Annotated in this window: 25 protein-coding genes; 8 read left to right on the top strand and 17 right to left on the bottom strand. The window is 33.5% G+C overall.

The features are described 5' to 3' along the window. On the top strand, positions 1-230 hold a 230-nt coding region (locus tag H8R24_RS18095; protein WP_222621510.1), incomplete at its 5' end, for a hypothetical protein. A gap of 95 nt (positions 231-325) precedes the next feature. Here H8R24_RS18095 and H8R24_RS15045 read toward each other — a convergent pair. The 14 genes from H8R24_RS15045 to H8R24_RS14985 form a co-directional block, all read right to left on the bottom strand. After that, positions 326-562: a hypothetical protein gene (locus H8R24_RS15045; protein ID WP_187020609.1), complete on the bottom strand. Its 237-nt coding sequence runs from the start codon at positions 560-562 to the stop codon at positions 326-328. Between the two features lie 162 nt (positions 563-724). Continuing rightward, positions 725-1,663, bottom strand: coding sequence for a hypothetical protein (locus H8R24_RS15040; protein WP_187020606.1), 939 nt, complete (start codon positions 1,661-1,663; stop codon positions 725-727). Next, the gene (locus tag H8R24_RS15035) at positions 1,650-1,985 is read right to left on the bottom strand and encodes a terminase gpP N-terminus-related DNA-binding protein (protein ID WP_187020603.1); all 336 of its coding nucleotides are present in this window, start codon (positions 1,983-1,985) and stop codon (positions 1,650-1,652) included. Before H8R24_RS15035 ends, H8R24_RS15040 begins: the two co-directional genes overlap by 14 nt. Positions 1,986-2,482: 497 nt before the next feature. Beyond that, positions 2,483-3,448 (bottom strand): hypothetical protein, encoded by a 966-nt coding sequence (locus H8R24_RS15030; RefSeq protein ID WP_187020601.1) that lies wholly within the window; start codon positions 3,446-3,448, stop codon positions 2,483-2,485. Between the two features lie 168 nt (positions 3,449-3,616). After that, positions 3,617-3,916 carry a helix-turn-helix domain-containing protein gene (locus tag H8R24_RS15025; protein WP_187020598.1) on the bottom strand — a complete coding sequence of 100 codons (300 nt, stop codon included), beginning with the start codon at positions 3,914-3,916 and terminating at the stop codon, positions 3,617-3,619. Positions 3,917-3,919: 3 nt separating this feature from the next. Then, entirely contained in the window at positions 3,920-4,540 is a 621-nt protein-coding gene (locus H8R24_RS15020; RefSeq protein WP_187020596.1) for a hypothetical protein, read from the bottom strand. A 58-nt stretch (positions 4,541-4,598) separates the two neighbouring features. After that, a complete protein-coding gene (locus H8R24_RS18335) occupies positions 4,599-4,724 on the bottom strand; it encodes a hypothetical protein (RefSeq protein WP_262891108.1) in 126 nt (41 codons plus the stop codon). Positions 4,725-4,731: 7 nt separating this feature from the next. After that, on the bottom strand, positions 4,732-5,001 hold the full coding sequence (locus H8R24_RS15015; RefSeq protein ID WP_187020594.1) for a hypothetical protein: 270 nt from the start codon (positions 4,999-5,001) through the stop codon (positions 4,732-4,734). A 25-nt stretch (positions 5,002-5,026) separates the two neighbouring features. Then, the gene (locus H8R24_RS15010) at positions 5,027-5,245 is read right to left on the bottom strand and encodes a hypothetical protein (protein ID WP_187020592.1); all 219 of its coding nucleotides are present in this window, start codon (positions 5,243-5,245) and stop codon (positions 5,027-5,029) included. 11 nt (positions 5,246-5,256) lie between these two features. Beyond that, positions 5,257-6,969 (bottom strand): tape measure protein, encoded by a 1,713-nt coding sequence (locus H8R24_RS15005; RefSeq protein WP_187020590.1) that lies wholly within the window; start codon positions 6,967-6,969, stop codon positions 5,257-5,259. 8 nt (positions 6,970-6,977) lie between these two features. Next, complete coding sequence (locus H8R24_RS15000) at positions 6,978-7,325, bottom strand: hypothetical protein (RefSeq protein WP_187020588.1); 348 nt, start codon at positions 7,323-7,325, stop codon at positions 6,978-6,980. A gap of 11 nt (positions 7,326-7,336) precedes the next feature. Next, a complete protein-coding gene (locus tag H8R24_RS14995) occupies positions 7,337-7,555 on the bottom strand; it encodes a hypothetical protein (protein WP_187020585.1) in 219 nt (72 codons plus the stop codon). Positions 7,556-7,654: 99 nt separating this feature from the next. Further along, positions 7,655-8,362: a hypothetical protein gene (locus H8R24_RS14990; RefSeq protein ID WP_187020582.1), complete on the bottom strand. Its 708-nt coding sequence runs from the start codon at positions 8,360-8,362 to the stop codon at positions 7,655-7,657. Between the two features lie 137 nt (positions 8,363-8,499). Then, on the bottom strand, positions 8,500-8,739 hold the full coding sequence (locus tag H8R24_RS14985; RefSeq protein WP_187020580.1) for a hypothetical protein: 240 nt from the start codon (positions 8,737-8,739) through the stop codon (positions 8,500-8,502). Positions 8,740-9,415: 676 nt separating this feature from the next. Between H8R24_RS14985 and H8R24_RS14975 the strand changes: the two genes are divergently transcribed. Further along, entirely contained in the window at positions 9,416-9,658 is a 243-nt protein-coding gene (locus H8R24_RS14975; protein WP_187020577.1) for a hypothetical protein, read from the top strand. Between the two features lie 29 nt (positions 9,659-9,687). Here H8R24_RS14975 and H8R24_RS14970 read toward each other — a convergent pair whose 3' ends face one another. After that, positions 9,688-10,275 (bottom strand): riboflavin synthase, encoded by a 588-nt coding sequence (locus tag H8R24_RS14970; protein ID WP_187020574.1) that lies wholly within the window; start codon positions 10,273-10,275, stop codon positions 9,688-9,690. A gap of 58 nt (positions 10,276-10,333) precedes the next feature. On the opposite strand from H8R24_RS14970, the gene pdxA reads away from it, so the two are divergent. The 6 genes from pdxA to accC all read left to right on the top strand — a co-directional run bounded on the left by pdxA (position 10,334) and on the right by accC (position 15,349). Further along, positions 10,334-11,380, top strand: a complete 1,047-nt coding sequence (pdxA, locus tag H8R24_RS14965) for a 4-hydroxythreonine-4-phosphate dehydrogenase PdxA (RefSeq protein WP_187020571.1) — start codon at positions 10,334-10,336, stop codon at positions 11,378-11,380. Positions 11,381-11,467: 87 nt separating this feature from the next. Continuing rightward, positions 11,468-12,034, top strand: a complete 567-nt coding sequence (locus H8R24_RS14960) for a YceD family protein (RefSeq protein WP_187020634.1) — start codon at positions 11,468-11,470, stop codon at positions 12,032-12,034. Positions 12,035-12,043: 9 nt separating this feature from the next. Then, entirely contained in the window at positions 12,044-12,238 is a 195-nt protein-coding gene (gene rpmF / locus H8R24_RS14955) for a 50S ribosomal protein L32 (RefSeq protein ID WP_007137315.1), read from the top strand. Positions 12,239-12,413: 175 nt separating this feature from the next. Next, on the top strand, positions 12,414-13,412 hold the full coding sequence (locus H8R24_RS14950) for a beta-ketoacyl-ACP synthase III (protein ID WP_187020569.1): 999 nt from the start codon (positions 12,414-12,416) through the stop codon (positions 13,410-13,412). Between the two features lie 23 nt (positions 13,413-13,435). Then, entirely contained in the window at positions 13,436-13,912 is a 477-nt protein-coding gene (gene accB / locus H8R24_RS14945) for an acetyl-CoA carboxylase biotin carboxyl carrier protein (protein ID WP_187020567.1), read from the top strand. A gap of 90 nt (positions 13,913-14,002) precedes the next feature. Next, positions 14,003-15,349: an acetyl-CoA carboxylase biotin carboxylase subunit gene (accC, locus tag H8R24_RS14940; protein ID WP_187020565.1), complete on the top strand. Its 1,347-nt coding sequence runs from the start codon at positions 14,003-14,005 to the stop codon at positions 15,347-15,349. A 64-nt stretch (positions 15,350-15,413) separates the two neighbouring features. Here the strand turns inward: accC and H8R24_RS14935 are convergent, their stop codons facing one another. Together H8R24_RS14935 and H8R24_RS14930 are read right to left on the bottom strand one after the other, a co-directional pair. Continuing rightward, a complete protein-coding gene (locus H8R24_RS14935; RefSeq protein ID WP_187020562.1) occupies positions 15,414-16,610 on the bottom strand; it encodes a C1 family peptidase in 1,197 nt (398 codons plus the stop codon). Positions 16,611-16,682: 72 nt separating this feature from the next. Next, positions 16,683-18,584 carry a S9 family peptidase gene (locus tag H8R24_RS14930; RefSeq protein WP_187020560.1) on the bottom strand — a complete coding sequence of 634 codons (1,902 nt, stop codon included), beginning with the start codon at positions 18,582-18,584 and terminating at the stop codon, positions 16,683-16,685. Positions 18,585-18,667 lie beyond the last annotated feature (83 nt).

The raw sequence follows: 18,667 nt of genomic DNA, 5'->3' as shown, positions 1-18,667 counted from the left end.
AACCGATCCAGGCGAAGCTATCCAGGGTAAACTACCAATCCGATCAAACGGAACCAATCCAGCCGAAGCACTCCAGGGCAAACTACCAATCCGATCAAATGGAACCGATCCAGGCGAAGCTATCCAGGGTAAACTACCAATCCGATCAAATGGAACCGATCCAGGCGAAGCTATCCAGGGTAAACTACCAATCCGATCACATTTATATTGATAAAAAGCCAAAAGCCTAAATAAATAGGCTTTTGGGTAGCGGGTATTGTTACTTTCCCCGCATATACATTAATTAGTTATTGACTAAAAAATGATTGCTGTAAAATTACAGTATTTATTTAATCCCTATATCTTCAATTAAAATGAAGCTTTCGGGCATAAGTCCGTTTTTCTCCATTTCTTGCTGGGTATCTTTGATTAAATAAAGTTTTTTGTTTGTTCGTTCCGCTTCACTTAAGATAGTGCGAAAATCTCCACTACAAAAAAATACTACTCGCATTAAAAACTGATAATATTTTTTATCTGTAACCTCATATTTTCCTAATATTTTGGTTAAATCTTCTTTTGTCATTTTTCCTTATTTTCGTGATTAAATCTACAAATTTTATACTGTTTTTCTACCCGAATTTTAAAACCACCTTTCAAAGCCTTGTTTTTACTGGTGTTTTGCTTTTTTGGTTCAAGTTCTAAACGGACTACACAAGCCAAAAACAGCAATTTTAAAGCTATTATTTCAAAGTTTCTTTATTGCTGGTTTTCTCAATGGAATTTTAACAGTTAACCCCATTTCGTTTGCTGTTTTTTGCGCTTGTTTCAACATTTGGGTTTTAGTAGGTTTTGGCTTTAAAAATTCCTTTTGCGTTAATACTCCCTTTTCAAAATCTTTCAAACATTCATTTATTAATAAATTCAAATATTTATTAATAGCATTATTACCGTTTGCAATTGAAAAGCCTAGTTTTTCAAAAACTTGGTTTCTATTATCTGTTAAATAATTTTCCGTTTTATAGTACTCCAAAAACAATGCAAAATCTTTACCAGTGTACTTAGTCGCAAAAGATCTATACTTTATAACCTCACTTATATAAAATCGCAAAAGATCACTTCTTTTATTTGTTTTTTTATCTACTTCAAAATAAAGCCTAACACACTGTATCAAATCACTTTCATTGGGTGTGGGTTGTTTTATTGTGTTTTTGTAGTCTAAATTTTCAAAATAGAAATCCTTATCATTTCCATTTTTAAAAATTATTTGACCGCTTCTCACTGGTATTTTACAAAAGGTTTCTAAAATTAACTTAGACACATTGTAAGCCTTACCATTTGCAATGATTTTACCGCTTACAATTGATAAACTTTTTTTAGTAGCTATATTGTAACCTTTACCGCTATTCGTGATGTACAAGCTTACAATTTTAGTTTTCTTGAAACCTTGCTTTTGTAGCTCACGAATAGAAATATTTTTTTTCTTAGTCGGTGCCGTTTTTACTTTTGTTTTCTTTATCAAACATAACGGCTTAAAATCGATTAACTTTTGTAATGGGTATAACTTACCGTTAAATCTAATTTTACCGCTATTAGTAGCTTTAATTTCACGCTTTGCGGACTTATGCCACGCTTTACCCTCGTTTGTAATACACAAACCTTTTACACTGGTGTTAGTTAGTTCCATTTTCTTTGATTGTTTTAGCTATTTTTAAATATCTCCATACCGTAGCAAGACTAATATTTAATAAAGATCCGATTTCTTTATATGTTTTACCGCTTAAATGTAGATCCAGCGTTTTTAGTTCAATTTGGCTTGTTTCCCGTAGTTGTTTCCAATTTTCAGCAATTTGCCACTTTTCAACTGTACGGACTGGTGCATCAATTAATTTACTGATTTCTTGCAATGTTAAACCGATCAAATAATAACGCTTTGCACTGGCTTTTATATCTAGCGTGTAGGTTTTTCTTTGTTTGGGTTCGACTGCCTTTTTTTTGGTTTTTTTCATAATTGGGTACTTTTGAATATTAGAGTGTTTTAATGGTGGGTTAATGGTACTAAGCCACACTATAAACGTGTTTTTTAGATGGGTTTTACAATTGGGTATTTTTTGAATATTATTTAAGTTTGTTTTGATCTTACACGCCCCTTTGAAAAAATCCGCATCAGGAGTGCTTTAATATGTAAAATTACTGCTCCTTAGCCTGTTTTTACCTTACTTACTACACATTCATACTGATTTACAACTATTTAAGACGCACAAAACAGTAATAAGGGTGTTTTTTGAAACTCTTTTATAAATCGACCTTTTTTAGTACCATTTTTTATAAATTTTCGACCTTTTTTTGTTTTAGTACCTTTTACCCTTTTGGTTAGTACTGCTTTACTGGTATTACTATGCGTATTTACTGGTTTGCTTCCTTTCGGAAGTTTACAACAAGCTACCAGCAAAAAAAGAACGGCACTTATAGGCTCCGTTCAATATAAAATTTTTATCAATACGTATCAACTGGTAAGGTTAATTTCAGTATATCGTTGTTTTTCAGTATTGTACATTTTTTCCCATTGGGAAAAAATCAAACTTTTTGTAGGTTTAAAGCTTAATTTCTCGTTTTCCCAGTTCTCAATAAATCGTTTTAAGGTGTAGTAAACTTTTACACTCATAGTCTTGTTTTTGTATTGCTCTCTGATCTCCTTAAGTACTTCTGATCTATTCCTTTTGTACAAAATTTTTGATAGCTCTATTTTTGAAACGCTGGTGTTTTTAGGTGCGACTATTTCAACAAAAAAATTGAGCTTATCCCAGTTATCAAAAAAAATACGCTGGATCTTGTATAGTTTTTCATCCTTAAAAAAATCAAGTAGCAAAGTTTTTTCTACTCTTTTATGTATAGTTTCAATCCTAATTATCTTGAGGTTTGGCGGTGGTGTTTTTCGGTTATCACGCATTTCGTGTATTTTATCATATATCTTTGAAACTATTCTAAAATCCTTGTGTGATTCCGTTATCATTTGGCTTTGATTCTTAAATTTATGGTCTATATAAAAAACCTTTTCTTTGTCAAGATCTCCTATACTATAAACACTCTTTAACAGTTCTTTTGGTTCGATTTCAGTTATTAAATTTATTCCAACTTCGTAATAATTAACCATTATATTACTGGGATCAATACCCGTATTGTTAATCAATTTAATAACCGTTTCTTTTGCTTGGCTCATAGTAAAACGATCATAATTATTAAGTTCTTTGCATCTTAAGTAAGTATTGTATTTATGCAAACTTCCCTCAATTTTCAAACTCTTATCTGTATCAATCTTTATAAACATCCCACCGTTAAAGTTTTTAGTTCGCTGGTTGTTATAATGCGTTAAGCCGTCCGCATTATATGACTGCAAACGGCTTAATGCTACTATTTTTAATATCTCGGGTTCAGATAGATTTTTTTTTGAAAACCTTATTTTGTCGATCATTTACGGTAAACGCTTTTTTTATATATTTGCAGTACTTAATTACTGCAATATTTTATTATTCACTGATTAAGTATTTCGTTTAGATAGTCCTTAAGTAAGACTATTTGCAAAACCGCCCTTAAGTAAGGCGGTTTTTTGTTTTGTACTGGATACGCTTTTAAACATCCATTAATTACTAATGGATTCAAGCCTACTTTGTAGAAAATAATCCACATCCGAACGCTTTACTAATACCTTACTGTACTTTTTAGTGTTCATTCTCATAGGTTCTAAAAATCCCTTATCGATGTATGTTTGAAACGTGTTACGGCTACATTTCAACAACTCACACACTTCTTTAGGTGTCAAAAACTCACTCTTTTCCTTGCCTTTAATCTCTAGCAATCCTTTAGCAATGCTTTTAATTTGGCTTTTTAATTCCGTCCACTCATCCAGTGGCACGGTAATAACTGCAATGTTAGTATCCATATTTTAAAGTATTTGTTTTGTGAAATATGGGTTTATTGCTACAGTCCCAGTACTGTGATTTAATTCTAGTAAATCCGTAAATAAAAGGTCTTGAATATAACCTCTACTTTTCAAGCCGTTCAATTCGTTTATATTTTCTACAATTGACTGCAAAGCCTTATATGCTTGTGCTTGTTTTTCAGTCTCAATATAAACCGTACATTGTTCCGTTACTTTGTGTAGATATTCGGAATTAATAACAACCGTATCACCGTTTTTAATCTCGAAATATTCCACGTTTCTTTGATTCATCATCAACTCTCTTACTTGATTGTCATTGATGATTTTATCAATTAACTCATCCGTTCCCGCTGGTTTTTCTATAATATCGAAAACCTTTTCTAGGCTCAATTTTAAACCTCCAAAACTTACTTCCTGATCCTTTATTAATCTAGTAGCTACAAACTTTTTTGGATTATTTAATAAGGCTTTTAAATCGTTCTTTTCTAGAACAACTCCAGTATTTAAATCGTTGTACATATCTATTAACTGCTGAAAATACTCGAAACGGTTTTCTTGTGGTGCAATTGAACTTTCAATTTGTTGCTCATTCACATAAATTGCTATTTTCTTAAATTTACTCATTTTATTGATTTATTAAATTATTAGTTATTTCTAAATTTTTTTTACTACTGGATTAGATTTAAATAGCCTTTAAAGCTGGTTTAAACGATGATCTAAACACTACTTTACTAAATATTTTTACTCTAATTTGATTCGTACTATCGTTCAAATCGTACACCTTTTCGATTGTTAAAAGTCTTTTCATAGCTGTATTAATTAAATTCAACTTTAGGAAAAAACGCAAATCCTTTTAAAACTCCAGTTTTAATACTGCATAGGGTGTGCTTTTTTGATTTTATATTTTTATAAAATTCTACTTGTCTATTAATTGCAGTATCTAGTCCAATTGCCAACTCCTCGAAATCTATTTCGTTATTATTGAAAATAGTTATTATTTGCGTGTTTTTGCCGTTTTTTAGCTCTATGTCTGTAACGATGGTTTGACTAAAAGTCGTTTGCGGTAACTCTAATTTTATGCTCATTTTTATTAAGTATTTCGTTGTTTAATTAATTGGTTTTTGGTTGCTTATTCAATTTATTGTTATAAATTTCTAAAAAATTACTCCTAACAAATGCTACACCCGTCAAGGGGTTTGTGTCTAATAATTTTCTGAAAGTATCATCATCAATATTAAATTTAGTTGATAATTCATTGATCTTATTTATACTTTCACAAGTATTATTTAAAAGGGTTTCCAGTTCTTTTACATTTTTTACTATTGCCATAAAATTGCTTTTTATACTAATTTTGATCCATTATATAGCACTCTCGCAAGTGCTTCCATAACTATATTCTCGAGTTCTTGCGCTGATTCTTTACCGTTCATAGTGGTGAACTGGATATTATCAAAGAATTTACCTATATGAATGTTTACTACCTTAGGTTGAGCACCCGTAACGGCTTCGCCCGCTGTTTTGCCTGATGCTGTATTTGTTGCCACCATAGCACCTCCAGCACCTAAAGGTGAGTTTCTAGGATTATCAGGCTTACTATCAGGTTTCCCTTTTGAAGTCAACAACGTAGTAGTTGCTTTAATATCAAAGCCTCTACCAGTGATCTTTTTATAAAATCCGTCAACTACATTTAGAATAGGTTTAATTACATTTTCCCAAAGCCAAACTACTTTATCTACAACCCATAAGATCACATTGCCAGCCTTCTCCATGATCCAGCCAATACCAGTAAACAAGTCCTTTAAAATTTGACTGTTTTTAATGAACTCCACAATAGAACTCACAAACCCCCACAGCTTGACCCCTATATTTTTGGTAAATTCCCAAATAACACTGAAATGGTTGACAGCAATAGAAACCCAATCACTCCATTCACTTGTGCCGTTGACAATAGCCAATATATAATCAACACCTTGACTAATCCTACTCGAAAAAGCATCAATATAAGGTTGTGCTTGTGCCAACATTGAACTCACACCGCTTGCAAACTTGATTCCTATATCTAATAATTGCATACGTGCTGGTTTAAACGCATCCCCAATATCAGACAATGTATTTTTCGCCAAATCTTTAACTGTTGACCATTTACCCGCTTCCGTTTGACTTTGTGCCGTCATTGCTCCCTCATAAATACCGCCTTTTGCGTTAGCCATTGCCAACGTCTTAGCTAGATCATCATAGGTGACGTCCATCTCTTTGACTTGAGCAATACTTTTACCAGTAGATTGAGCCAACATGGCATATATATTTATACCAGCTATTCCAAATTGCCTAATATCCATAGCCGTAGCTTTACCTACCGTTTTGATTTGTTGCATATTGGCTGCCATCCTTGACAAAATATCATTGCCACCGCCCACTGCCGAAACTGCATTAGCTAAGTTCATAGTGTCCGTACGAGCATCTTTAGCATTGGCACCAGCGGAAATTAAAGAACGATTTACCTCTAATAAAGAAGTGGTATTGAATGGTGTGACGTCTGCATCTTTCCGAATGTTTTTATAAGCTTCGTTTGCACCGTCCTTTCCTAAAAAAGTACTCAAACCTGTAATTGCTTGCTCTTTTTCCATGCTACGAGAAACCATTTCACCAATACCACTAGTAACCGCTCCTATAACCATCGTTGCACCTTGCTTAGCCAAACCTCCAAGCATAGAGCCAACAGCAACCCCACCAATCCCTATGCCTTTAGAACTTGAACTGGCATTGTTTACATTTCCAGCATGATTATTTGATTGTCTTTGTAATAGTGCTAATTCTCTACGAGCGGATGCTATTTGACTAGGTATAGTACTTCTTGAAATAGTATCTTCAACTTGTCTAATCTTGTTTTGAAGCTCAGTAAAACTCATTGCCAAAACACGATTCCTACCAGTCATTTGGTTGGCTGATTGGCTCATTCTATTAAATGCGGATTGTGATCCCGAACTAACCCTGCTAAGAGTTGTACTCATTAAATCCTGCATTCTTAACGTAAATTGAATTGTATTATTCATAAAATTTTTTAATTAAAAAGATCCGTTTGTACGGCTTTTGGTGGTTCAATTCGTTGTAGCAAAAGGATGCAAATTTTTTGCTGGTTAAAATCAATGTGCGGGTACATTTTCCTAAAAATTTCTTTTGTTTGTTCCTTGTTATATCCAGTATCTAGATAACAAACATAGTCGCTCAATTTATCCAGTTTAGTGATAACGGTACCCAAAACAAGTGCCTTAGACTTGAATTTCTTTTGTAAAAAAATCTCAAATTGATTGCCTTGAAAATGTTTTGCTAGATTGTAAAGTCTTATAGTCGTAAAACAATTACACTCTAATTTACTATTCCAGTTAGTTGAAAACGTTAGCTTTTCCATATCTTGAAATATTAGGCGCTGGCTACTGCTTGCAGTTCTTGCATTGCGCTGGCTTCTTTCTCTTTATAGCTTTTAAGGTAATTAGTTGTAACCTCTAAAAGTCTAATATTAAACTTTGTCTTTTCTCCGTTAAAAAAACGTTGTACAGTTGTACTATTTACACCGCTTAATTTTGATATTTCACTCATTGCGCCAATTGGCAGTCCTTTTTTTATTTCTTGAATTTTCATAATTTGAAATATTAGTTGCGTAAAGACTTAAATTCTATTCCGCAAAGTAACAATAAAAAAATCGGAATAAAAAAATATTTACTCCGATTTTAATTAGTTTTAATTATTATGATCTAATTCACATACATCTATATAACTATCAATCAAATAAATAACATCAAAAAAGTCTAGGTTATTATTTTCAAAATACTCTATAAATTTCAATTTTCCTTTCTTATATTTCCATTCGTAACAATTAAAATAAACGTCATTATAATTATCTTTTTCGAATTTTAAGATCATTTTTATAAATAAAAGATACCTTCTAACTTTTTCGTTGTCAATTAAATTTTCATCAATCAGTGCAAAAAAATCATTGTTAACTTCTCTATCAATCTTCAGCACGTGCCACAATGCCACCGAATTTATGTTAGTCTTAATGTGAATTAAATTATTAATCTCTACTCCAATTTTTTCATAAAAATTAAGACCCTCAAAAAGTCGTTTACTCAAAAGATCCTGTTTAACTACATTTATTATATCGTATTTCATCAAATACAAATACTGCGATAAATCGTCAATACTGTTATCTTTCTCTACTATGAAATTAATGATCTCCGTTTCATAATCCATTACTTTTTTATTCTCAGTTATTTCAAAATCTGATTCAGTATAGTACCATTTTAGAAATGTGCTTCTAAATCTGAAATTTTTCCTTAAAAAAGAAACACGCACATAAATCGGGTACTTTTTGCGCTCGCTAAATCCATTTGCTTTTAATTTATCATTAATATAATGTTTTACCGTTATTTTTATTTTCTTATTCATTTTAAGTGTGTGTTTAAGTATTTCGTTAGTGCGAAAATAACAAAAAAATAAAGTCTATTTGTCAATTCATACCAATAGATCAATTTAAAGCATAAAAAAACCGCTCCAGCTGGAACGGTTTTCTTAAAGTTAATATTTTAAATTGATGTTACAATGCTATCTAGTCCCCATTGCCATTGCTGGTAAAGGTCGGGGATTAAATCCCTATATTTTTTTGCTAGTGGTTCATTTTTTCGGGATTCATACAAAAGTACAATGTCTAAGATACTATGATCTTTTGAACACATCCAGTTAGTCAAATATTGCTGTTTTGTCATTCCATCGGCTAAATTTAAAAGTTCCGAAGCTGTAGGGGTGTGGTCGTAAATTGTTTCCATAAAATAAAAGTACTCAATAATAGCAAAATAACAACAGTACGAATAAAAAAACCGTTCCAAAAATGAAACGGTTTCAACCAAAAAACTAAAGAAAAAAATACCGTGAGAAAGTGCTATGTTGTTATTTCTTTTGGGATAACCATCCCTTTTATGTTCATCCACTGGCGATAACTTATATTTATTCCGTGTTTTGGAAAAATGCGATCTACTATTTTAGTATCGGGTACATCTTCAAATTTAACCTCATTATAAACTGAGATTATAAATCTAGCACGCTTAATATAATTTTTGTTATTGTACGCCATAGTGCAAAGGTTGCACAACTATCGATGTTTTTTTAAATAACTGTGCAAGGTTTTCACACCTATATTATTTTTGTAGTTTAATACTTTCTTTTTAATTTCATTCGTGTTAAATTCATAGTTTTTACTGATTTTCTACCCAAATTTTATTGATGTTTTTAAATTACTGATATACAGTGTTTTAACACTGTTTTGATTTAGTTCAGGTGGGACTACAGTAATCCTTCAAAATGTTTATTTTGAAGGATTTTTTTTGGCTTGTATTTAACGATGTTATAATTAAAGTCGTACATTTAATCAAAACTAACTGCGGTTTGTCAGGAAGTGTAGGGTAGATTTTTTTATTGACGGTTAATTTATTATTTTTGGGTCAAATGAGAATTTTTCAAAACAAATTTTATTTAACTTTCCTGCTCTTGTTAGGGTTTATGGATCTTGTTGCTGGTGCAAAACCCAGCTCAGGGCCTCCGTCGCCTACAGGGAAAGGAGCGGCTGGTCCAGTTACGCCGCCAGGTTTGCCTATTGACGGTAATTTGGTGTTGTTGTTTGTGGCAGCTGTATTGCTTGGTATTTATATTATTTACATTCGTCCTATAAAAGTAAAAGCCTCTACTTAATTGAGGCTTTTTACTTTTAAAATGCTTTTTTACTTGCTACTGTATAGTTTAGATACATATTTACCAATGACATCAAACTCAAGGTTTATTTTAGTACCAACTTTAAAATCTTTAAAGTTAGTGTGTTCATGTGTGTAGGGAATAATAGCTACGCTAAATTGGTTTTTCTTAGAGTCAACAACGGTTAAGCTAACTCCGTTTACTGTTATAGAGCCTTTCTCGATGGTTAGGTTGTTTAGCGCTTGGTCGTATTCAAAGGTATAGGCCCAGCTTCCGTTTGTTTCTTCGGTAGCAATGCATATTCCGGTTTGGTCGACATGTCCTTGTACAATATGGCCATCTAGTCTATCGCCAAGTTTCATGGCTCTTTCAAGATTAACGCTATCTCCTACCTTCCAGTTTCCTAGGTTTGTTTTTTTGATAGTTTCGTCTATTGCGGTCACGGTGTAGCTATTGTTGTTGATAGCAACAACTGTTAAACAGATGCCGTTATGAGCAACGCTTTGATCTATTTTAAGTTCGCTTGTGATGGATGAATCCACTGTAACGTGAATATTGTCTTTTTCGTTTCGTATTTCTTGGATGGTTCCAAGGGTTTCTATGATTCCTGTAAACATTTCTTATTTTATTTTACTAAATTTGCACTTCAAAATTAGCAATAAATAACGTGAGGTCATGATGAAAAAAGCAGAAAATATAATTGTTGGAATTTCAATTGGAGATTTAAACGGTATTGGAAGCGAAGTTGTTCTAAAAACATTCGAGGATACACGTATGTTAGAGCTGTGTACGCCAGTTATTTTTGCCAATGTGAAAATAATGTCTTTTATAAAGAAGAATCTAAACGCAACAGTGGCGCTTCATGGAATTGACAAGTTGGATCAGATTATTCCTGGTAAAATAAACGTTTTTAATCTTTGGAGAGAAGGGGTTGATTTGAATTTGGGAGAAAATGATGAAAAAGTAGGAGAGTATGCAATAAAATCTTTTGTGGCAGCTACTAAAGCTTTGAAAGAAGGTGTTGTAGATGTTTTAGTGACAGCTCCAATCAATAAGTACAACATTCAATCGGATGAGTTTAAGTTTCCTGGTCATACTGATTATTTAGATCAAGAATTAGATGGGAATGCGTTAATGTTGATGGTTCAGGATAATTTAAGAGTAGGTTTGTTAACAGATCATATTCCATTAAATGAAGTAGCATCACATCTTACGGAAGAATTGATACGAAAGAAAATAGAAACAGTGAGACAATCGCTTGTTCAGGATTTTAGTATCAATAAGCCAAAAATTGCAGTTTTAGGATTGAATCCACATTGTGGAGATGGTGGAGTTATAGGAAATGAAGAAAATGCTATTTTGACGCCTACTTTAAAGAAAATATTCGAAAAAGGCACCTTGGTTTTTGGGCCATTTGCTGCCGATGGCTTTTTTGGAAGTGGTCAATATGAAAAATATGACGCGGTTATAGCGACCTATCACGATCAAGGTTTGATTCCGTTTAAAACGTTATCATTTGGAAAAGGGGTGAATTATACAGCAGGTTTGAATAAAGTGAGAACCTCGCCAGATCATGGTACAGCTTACGATATTGCTGGAAAAGGAGTGGCAGATTACAATTCGTTTAAGGAAGCTGTTTACCTTGCATTGGATGTATATCGTTCCAGAATGGAGTATATAGAAATCAGTCAAAAACCGCTGAAGGTCAAAGAAAAACAGTAGTAAATAAAAAAAGATAAATAAGGTTATTAGTTTTATAATAATTTTATATCTTTGCACTCCCGAAGTTTGGGGCAAAATCATGTTGAAATGAAGAAAACAAAAGAATATTTAATTCCTTTTGTAGGATTAAAGCAAGGAAAACATCATTTTGAATATCAATTAAGTAATGCGTTCTTTGAAATCTTTGATTATGATGAATTTGAAAATTCAGACATCAAAGTAAATGTAGTTTTAGAGAAAAAAAGCACTATGCTTGAGTTGGTTTTTGATCATAAAGGAACAGTAAATGTACCTTGTGATCTTACAAGTGAGGATTTTGATTTACCTATTGAAGGTAAGATGAAATTAATTGTTCGTTTTGGGGATGAGTATAACAATGATAATGAAGAATTACTTGTTTTACCATTCGGTGAATTTGAGATTGATGTAGCACAGTATATGTACGAGATGATTGTACTATCTGTTCCTCTAAGACGAGTTCATCCAGGTGTAAAAGACGGAAGTTTAAAAACGGAAGCTCTTGACAAACTAAATGAATTAGCTATTACAGAGCTAAAGGAAGAAGATAATATAGAAGAAGAAGAAGAAGAGAATAAAGAAGAAAATATTGACCCACGTTGGGACAAATTAAAGCAACTATTAACGGATAAATAATATAGTAAAATGGCACATCCTAAGAGAAAAATCTCCAAAACAAGAAGAGATAAAAGAAGAACACATTATAAAGCTACTGTAGCTCAAATCGCTACTTGTCCTATTACAGGTGAGGCGCATTTATACCACAGAGCCTACTGGCATGAAGGGAAAATGTATTACAGAGGGCAAGTTGTTATAGATAAGTCTGTAGCTGTTGCTTAATACATTTTTTTGTAAATGATATCTGAACTCTCACATAGTGAGAGTTTTTTTGTTGTTTATAATTTTAATTAAATAAGAAGTGCTAAGGTAGAGGGTTTAGAATTTTTTTCGTAATTTTCAACTCTTTTAAACGTTTTTTCAGGTGGAAACATTTGATATAAAATATTCGAAAACAATGAATACAATCACAGCCGCAATAACCGCTGTTGGAGCTTATGTTCCTGATTTTGTGCTTTCAAACAAAGTTCTAGAGACGATGGTTGACACAAATGATGAGTGGATTACTACACGTACAGGTATTAAAGAAAGAAGAATTCTTCAAGACAGTGACAAGGGAACATCGTTTCTTGCCATAAAAGCTGCGCAAGATTTAATTGCAAAAGCCAATATTGATCCGTTAGAAATTGATATGGTCATCATGGCTACTGCTACTGCGGATATGCCAGTTGCTTCAACAGGAGTATATGTTGCCACGCAAATAGGTGCAACAAATGCTTTTTCGTATGATTTGCAAGCAGCATGCTCTAGCTTTTTATACGGGATGTCTACCGCAGCAGCCTACATTCAATCAGGAAGATATAAAAAAGTACTACTTATTGGTGCGGATAAAATGTCTTCGATTGTCGACTATACAGATCGTTCTACTTGTATCATCTTTGGAGATGGAGCAGGAGCGGTTTTATTTGAACCTAATTATGAAGGTTTAGGTTTGCAAGACGAATATTTAAGAAGTGATGGTGTAGGTCGTGATTTTTTAAAAATCGATGCGGGTGGGTCACTTAATCCAGCTACATTAGATACTATCAAAGAAAAAAGGCACAATATAGTTCAAGACGGGAAAACCGTTTTTAAATATGCTGTAACTAATATGGCCGATGCTAGTGAATTGATTTTGAAAAGAAACAATTTGACTAATGAGGACGTAGATTGGTTAGTACCACATCAAGCAAATAAACGTATCATTGATGCTACTGCTAGCAGAATGAACCTAGAAGACTCTAAAGTTTTAATGAACATAGAAAAATACGGGAATACAACTTCGGCAACTTTACCATTAGTATTAAACGATTTTGAACACAAGTTTAAAAAAGGAGATACTATAATATTGGCTGCTTTTGGAGGAGGATTCACTTGGGGATCTATTTATTTAAAATGGGCATACGACAAAAAATAAATTTAAACTAAAAACAAATAATTATGGATTTAAAAGAAATTCAGAACTTAATCAAATTTGTGGCAAATTCGGGAGTTGCAGAAGTTAAATTAGAAATGGATGATGTTAAAATCACTATTCGTACAACTTTAGAAGGTAACACGACTGAGACTACTTATGTACAGCAAATGCCTGCTCAAAATACTTTGCAACAAGCATTAGCGCCACAGCCTGTTGCACCAGTTGCACCAGTTGCGGTTGAGCCAGCTGAAGACTCTAAATACATTACTATCAAATCACCAATCATTGGTACTTTCTATAGAAAACCATCTCCAGACAAACCTATGTTTGTTGAAGTAGGAACATCTATTGGTAAAGGTGATGTGCTTTGTGTTATTGAAGCAATGAAATTATTTAATGAAATCGAGTCTGAAGTTTCTGGTAAAATCGTTAAAATTTTAGTAGACGATATGTCTCCAGTAGAATTTGACCAACCTTTATTCTTAGTTGACCCATCTTAATTAATTTTAAATTATATATTTCGATCGACTGCATTTGTTGTTTTGAAATAATTTAAAATTTAAAATTCATAATTTAAAATTTAAAACAAGATGTTTAAAAAAATATTAATTGCAAATAGGGGAGAAATTGCACTACGTGTAATTAGAACTTGCAAAGAAATGGGCATTAAAACCGTTGCGGTTTACTCTACTGCTGATGCGGAGAGTTTACACGTAAGGTTTGCTGATGAAGCGGTTTGTATAGGACCAGCTCCAAGTAATTTGTCTTATTTGAAAATGTCAAATATTATAGCAGCTGCAGAAATTACAAATGCAGATGCCATACACCCAGGGTACGGATTCTTATCTGAAAACTCTAAATTTTCTAAAATTTGTCAAGAGCACGGAATCAAATTTATTGGCGCTGCTCCTGAAATGATCGATAGAATGGGAGATAAAGCTTCGGCTAAATCGACTATGATTGAAGCGGGTGTGCCATGTGTACCAGGATCAGTTGGGATTTTAGAATCTTATGAACAAGCTTTAGAGCTTTCTAGACAATTTGGTTTTCCTGTAATGCTAAAAGCAACTGCTGGTGGTGGTGGAAAAGGAATGCGTGCTGTTTGGAAAGAGGAAGATTTATTGAAAGCTTGGGAAGGCGCTCGTCAAGAGTCGGCTGCTGCTTTTGGTAATGACGGAATGTATCTTGAAAAATTAATTGAAGAGCCTCGTCATATCGAAATTCAAGTTGTAGGAGATTCATACGGAAAAGCATGTCATCTTTCTGAAAGAGACTGCTCAGTACAAAGGCGTCACCAAAAATTAACTGAGGAAACTCCTTCTCCATTTATGACAGACGAATTGCGTTTGAAAATGGGAGAGGCTGCAGTAAAAGCCGCTGAGTATATTAAATACGAAGGTGCTGGAACAGTTGAATTCTTAGTAGATAAGCACCGTAATTTCTATTTTATGGAAATGAATACTCGTATTCAAGTGGAGCATCCTATTACAGAACAAGTTATTGATTATGATTTAATTCGCGAGCAAATTTTAGTTGCTGCTGGTGTGCCTATTTCTGGTAAAAATTATTTGCCAAAATTACACGCTATCGAATGTCGTATCAATGCCGAGGATCCATACAATGATTTTAGACCTTCACCAGGAAAAATCACTACTTTGCATATGCCAGGAGGTCACGGAGTGCGTTTAGATACGCACGTGTACTCAGGATACACAATTCCACCAAATTACGATTCGATGATAGCTAAATTAATTACTACAGCGCAAACTCGTGAGGAAGCGATTAGTAAAATGAGAAGAGCTTTGGATGAATTTGTAATCGAAGGTATTAAAACAACAATTCCTTTCCATAGACAATTAATGGATGAGCCAAGATACATTGCTGGAGATTATACTACAGCATTTATGGATACGTTTAAAATGAATAGTATTGAGTAATCAAACTAGATGATATAAAAAAACCTCACAATTGTGAGGTTTTTTTTTGTTCTATAAAATGGGTTTATGAGCCTAATTTACTTAGTACATCAGTAGGAATACCTCCTTTATTAACCATGAAAGAAGTTGTTTTGTATTTTACAAATTCCTTAGTTACATACAAATATCCTTTGTAGTCGTTTGTAGCTCCCCAAGAATTTTTTACCACATAGTACTCTTTACCAAGTTGATCTTTAGCGATTCCTACAATATGCATTGCGTGATCATCAGTTGTTTGATAATTATCAAAAGCTTTTTGACGCATTTCTTCGGTTACTTTTGGCTCTTCTTTTGGACCATTAAACATGTTTTCCTTTTCTACTGTCGACATTTCATCGTATTTTTTAGTAGGTACATAGGCTACACCATTTTTCCAGCTAAAGCTTTTTTCGCTAACATCAGTAGCCCAAGCAACAGTGAAACCATTTTTTAAGGCATAGTCAATGATCGTAGTCATGTCGTTCATTTTTACATTATAAACCAAATCAAATGACCAGTTATCAGGTACCATCATCATTGTTTTTTTGTAATAAGGCTCCGTTGAATAAGAGGCAAATTCTAAATATTCATCCGGATTAATCCCGATCATTTCCTTAGCAAAAGACTGAGGAGTATACGTTTTTCCTTTGAATGTAAAGTTTTGAGGTACTTGACCTAGGTAAGAATCAATAACGGCAGCATACGCTTTTTCCCAGTTTGGGGTAAGCTCTCCATTGGGATTTTTTACTACTGCAGCAAGCATAGCTTCTGTAATTCCAGCCATTTCGGCAAATTTATTTTTGGTAGTGCCATAATTCAAACCGCTGTATACTTCTTGAGGAACGGCTCCGTATTTTTTATACATATTAATTACATCGTGTAATTCTCCACCGTCACCTAAGGTTACTGCGCCGTGCATGCGAACATAGTTTTTGCCTTTTTCAACATACGCGTTACGAGCTGAGAATACTTGTGAAATCTCAACAGGTTGCTTACCTAAACGAATCATTTCCGACTCAAGGTATGAGTTTGTAGAGTAGCTCCAGCAAGTTCCAGATGATCCTTGGTTTTTTATTGAAGTATTAGCAAGATTAATTACATCAGTAAATTTAAAGCTTTCGGCACTTTTTTCACTAGCATTTATTTTTAGTGAGTTTACCAGTCCATCTTGAGCTGTAACGGTTCCCATGCTCAATACCATAGTAGAGGCAAGTAGGAGGGTTTTAATTTTAAATGGGTACATATTATTTGTTTCTGTGTTTATTATAAGTTTGTTTTTTATGCAAATTGTTACATCTAAAACAAATTTTAATGGTTAAAGTGTTTCTTTTAACCATTTAAAGAATTCTTTTTGCCAAACTTGTGCGTTTTGAGGTTTCAATACCCAGTGATTTTCTTCTGGAAAATAGATGAATCTACTTTTGATACCTCTTAATTGCGCAGCTTGGAAAGCTTCTTGACCTTGCCCTATTGGCACACGAAAATCTTTTCCTCCTTGAAAAATTAATATTGGAGCATTCCATTTTTCTACTAAACTAGCAGGATTGAATGTAGTGTATGTTTTTTGGGCAACAGCATTGTCTTTTTCCCAATAAGCACCACCAAAATCCCAGTTGTTAAAGAAAACTTCTTCAGTTGTCCCAAACATGCTTTGGGTATTAAACACGCCATCATGAGCGATGAACGTTTTGAAACGGTTGTTGTGAATACCGGCTAAGTAAAAAGCAGAGTATCCACCATAACTTGCACCAACGCATCCTAAACGACTTTTGTCAACATAACTTTCTGTACTCACATCATCAATCGCCGATAGGTAATCGTCCATAACCTGTCCGCCCCAGTCCTTACTGATTTGCTCGTTCCATTCTACACCATGACCAGGCATTCCACGTCTATTTGGTGCCACTACAATATAACCATTAGCTGCCATTAGTTGAAAATTCCAACGGAAAGAATAAAATTGTGTCAATGCACTTTGAGGTCCACCTTGACAATATAAAAGAGTAGGGTACTTTTTTGTAGCATCAAAGTTGGGAGGTAAAATAACCCAAACTAGCATTTTTTTACCGTCCGTAGTCGTTACATATCTTCTTTCGGTTTTGCTTAACGCCAATGAATCGTAAGTTGCGGCATTAACGTTAGTCAATTGTTTCCAAGATTTTTTATTGAAATCATACGAAAATATTTCTGAGGCATGATTCATATCTGCTCTGGTAACAATGACAGTATTACCCGAAAAACCAACAATTTCGTTCACGTCAAAATCACCTTTAGTTACTTGCTGTACCATAATGGCTATTCTAGTCATTCCAGGGAAATTAACTTGAAATAGTTGTTTTGTCCCATCAACAGCAGCAATAAAATAGATTTTTGATCCATCAGGACTCCAAGAAAAACTATCAACAGTTCCGTCCCAATTTGCTGTTAGGTTCATTTTTATACCTTTATAATCGACTATTATATCGTTTTTATCAGCTTCATAACCGTCACGCTTCATTTGCAACCAAGTTAAGTTTCCAGATGGCGAGAATTGTGGTGCAACATCGTAACCAGTATTGGCTTCGGTTCTATTGATTGTTTTGCCAGTTGCAAGGTTGTATTCGTAGATATTCGTATCTGTCGAAATAGCGTATTGCGTTCCTGTTTTTTTCTTAGCAACATATAAAATGCTTTTGCTATCTGGAGACCAAATGTAATCTTCATCACCTCCAAACGGTTTTTGCGGACTATGAAAGGCTTCTCCCTTTAATAAGTCGATTCCTGTGGCACCTTCTTTGTTTTCTTTATAAAAAACATGGTTAAATTTACCTTCGTTCCAAGTATCCCAATGGCGATAATCAAGGCCGTCGTAAATTTGAACATCAGATTTCTCCAAGTCAGGATAGAAGTCCTTTCCGTTTATATTGTTAATTTTGACCTCTTCGTTATAAACTATAAAGTGGCCGTCTGGCGAATTGTTTTTGTCTTTTAGTACGGTTTTAGTATCGGTAATTTCAGTTGATTTTCCTCCATTTACGGGTACAGTATAAAATTTTGACGAAGATTTATTTTCTTCGACAGAAGGGATTGTTACTTTATAAACTACGTTTTTAGTATCAGTAGAAATTCCTAAAGCAGACACGCGTCCCAATTTCCATAGTTTTTCTGGGGTCATTACGTTTTGACTAATTGCACTTAAACTCATCATTGTTAGGGTTGTAAGAAGTATTTTTTTCATATATAATTATAGAGGTGTAAAGTTATGTACTTATTTTAATTATTTGTAATCCAATGTGTTTATGCTTCATCATCTTAATAATT

Source organism: Flavobacterium muglaense (assembly GCF_014305155.1).
Lineage (GTDB): Bacteria > Bacteroidota > Bacteroidia > Flavobacteriales > Flavobacteriaceae > Flavobacterium > Flavobacterium muglaense.
The sequence above is the reverse complement of the archived record's forward strand: the minus strand, read 5'-3'. Positions and strand labels throughout refer to the sequence as shown.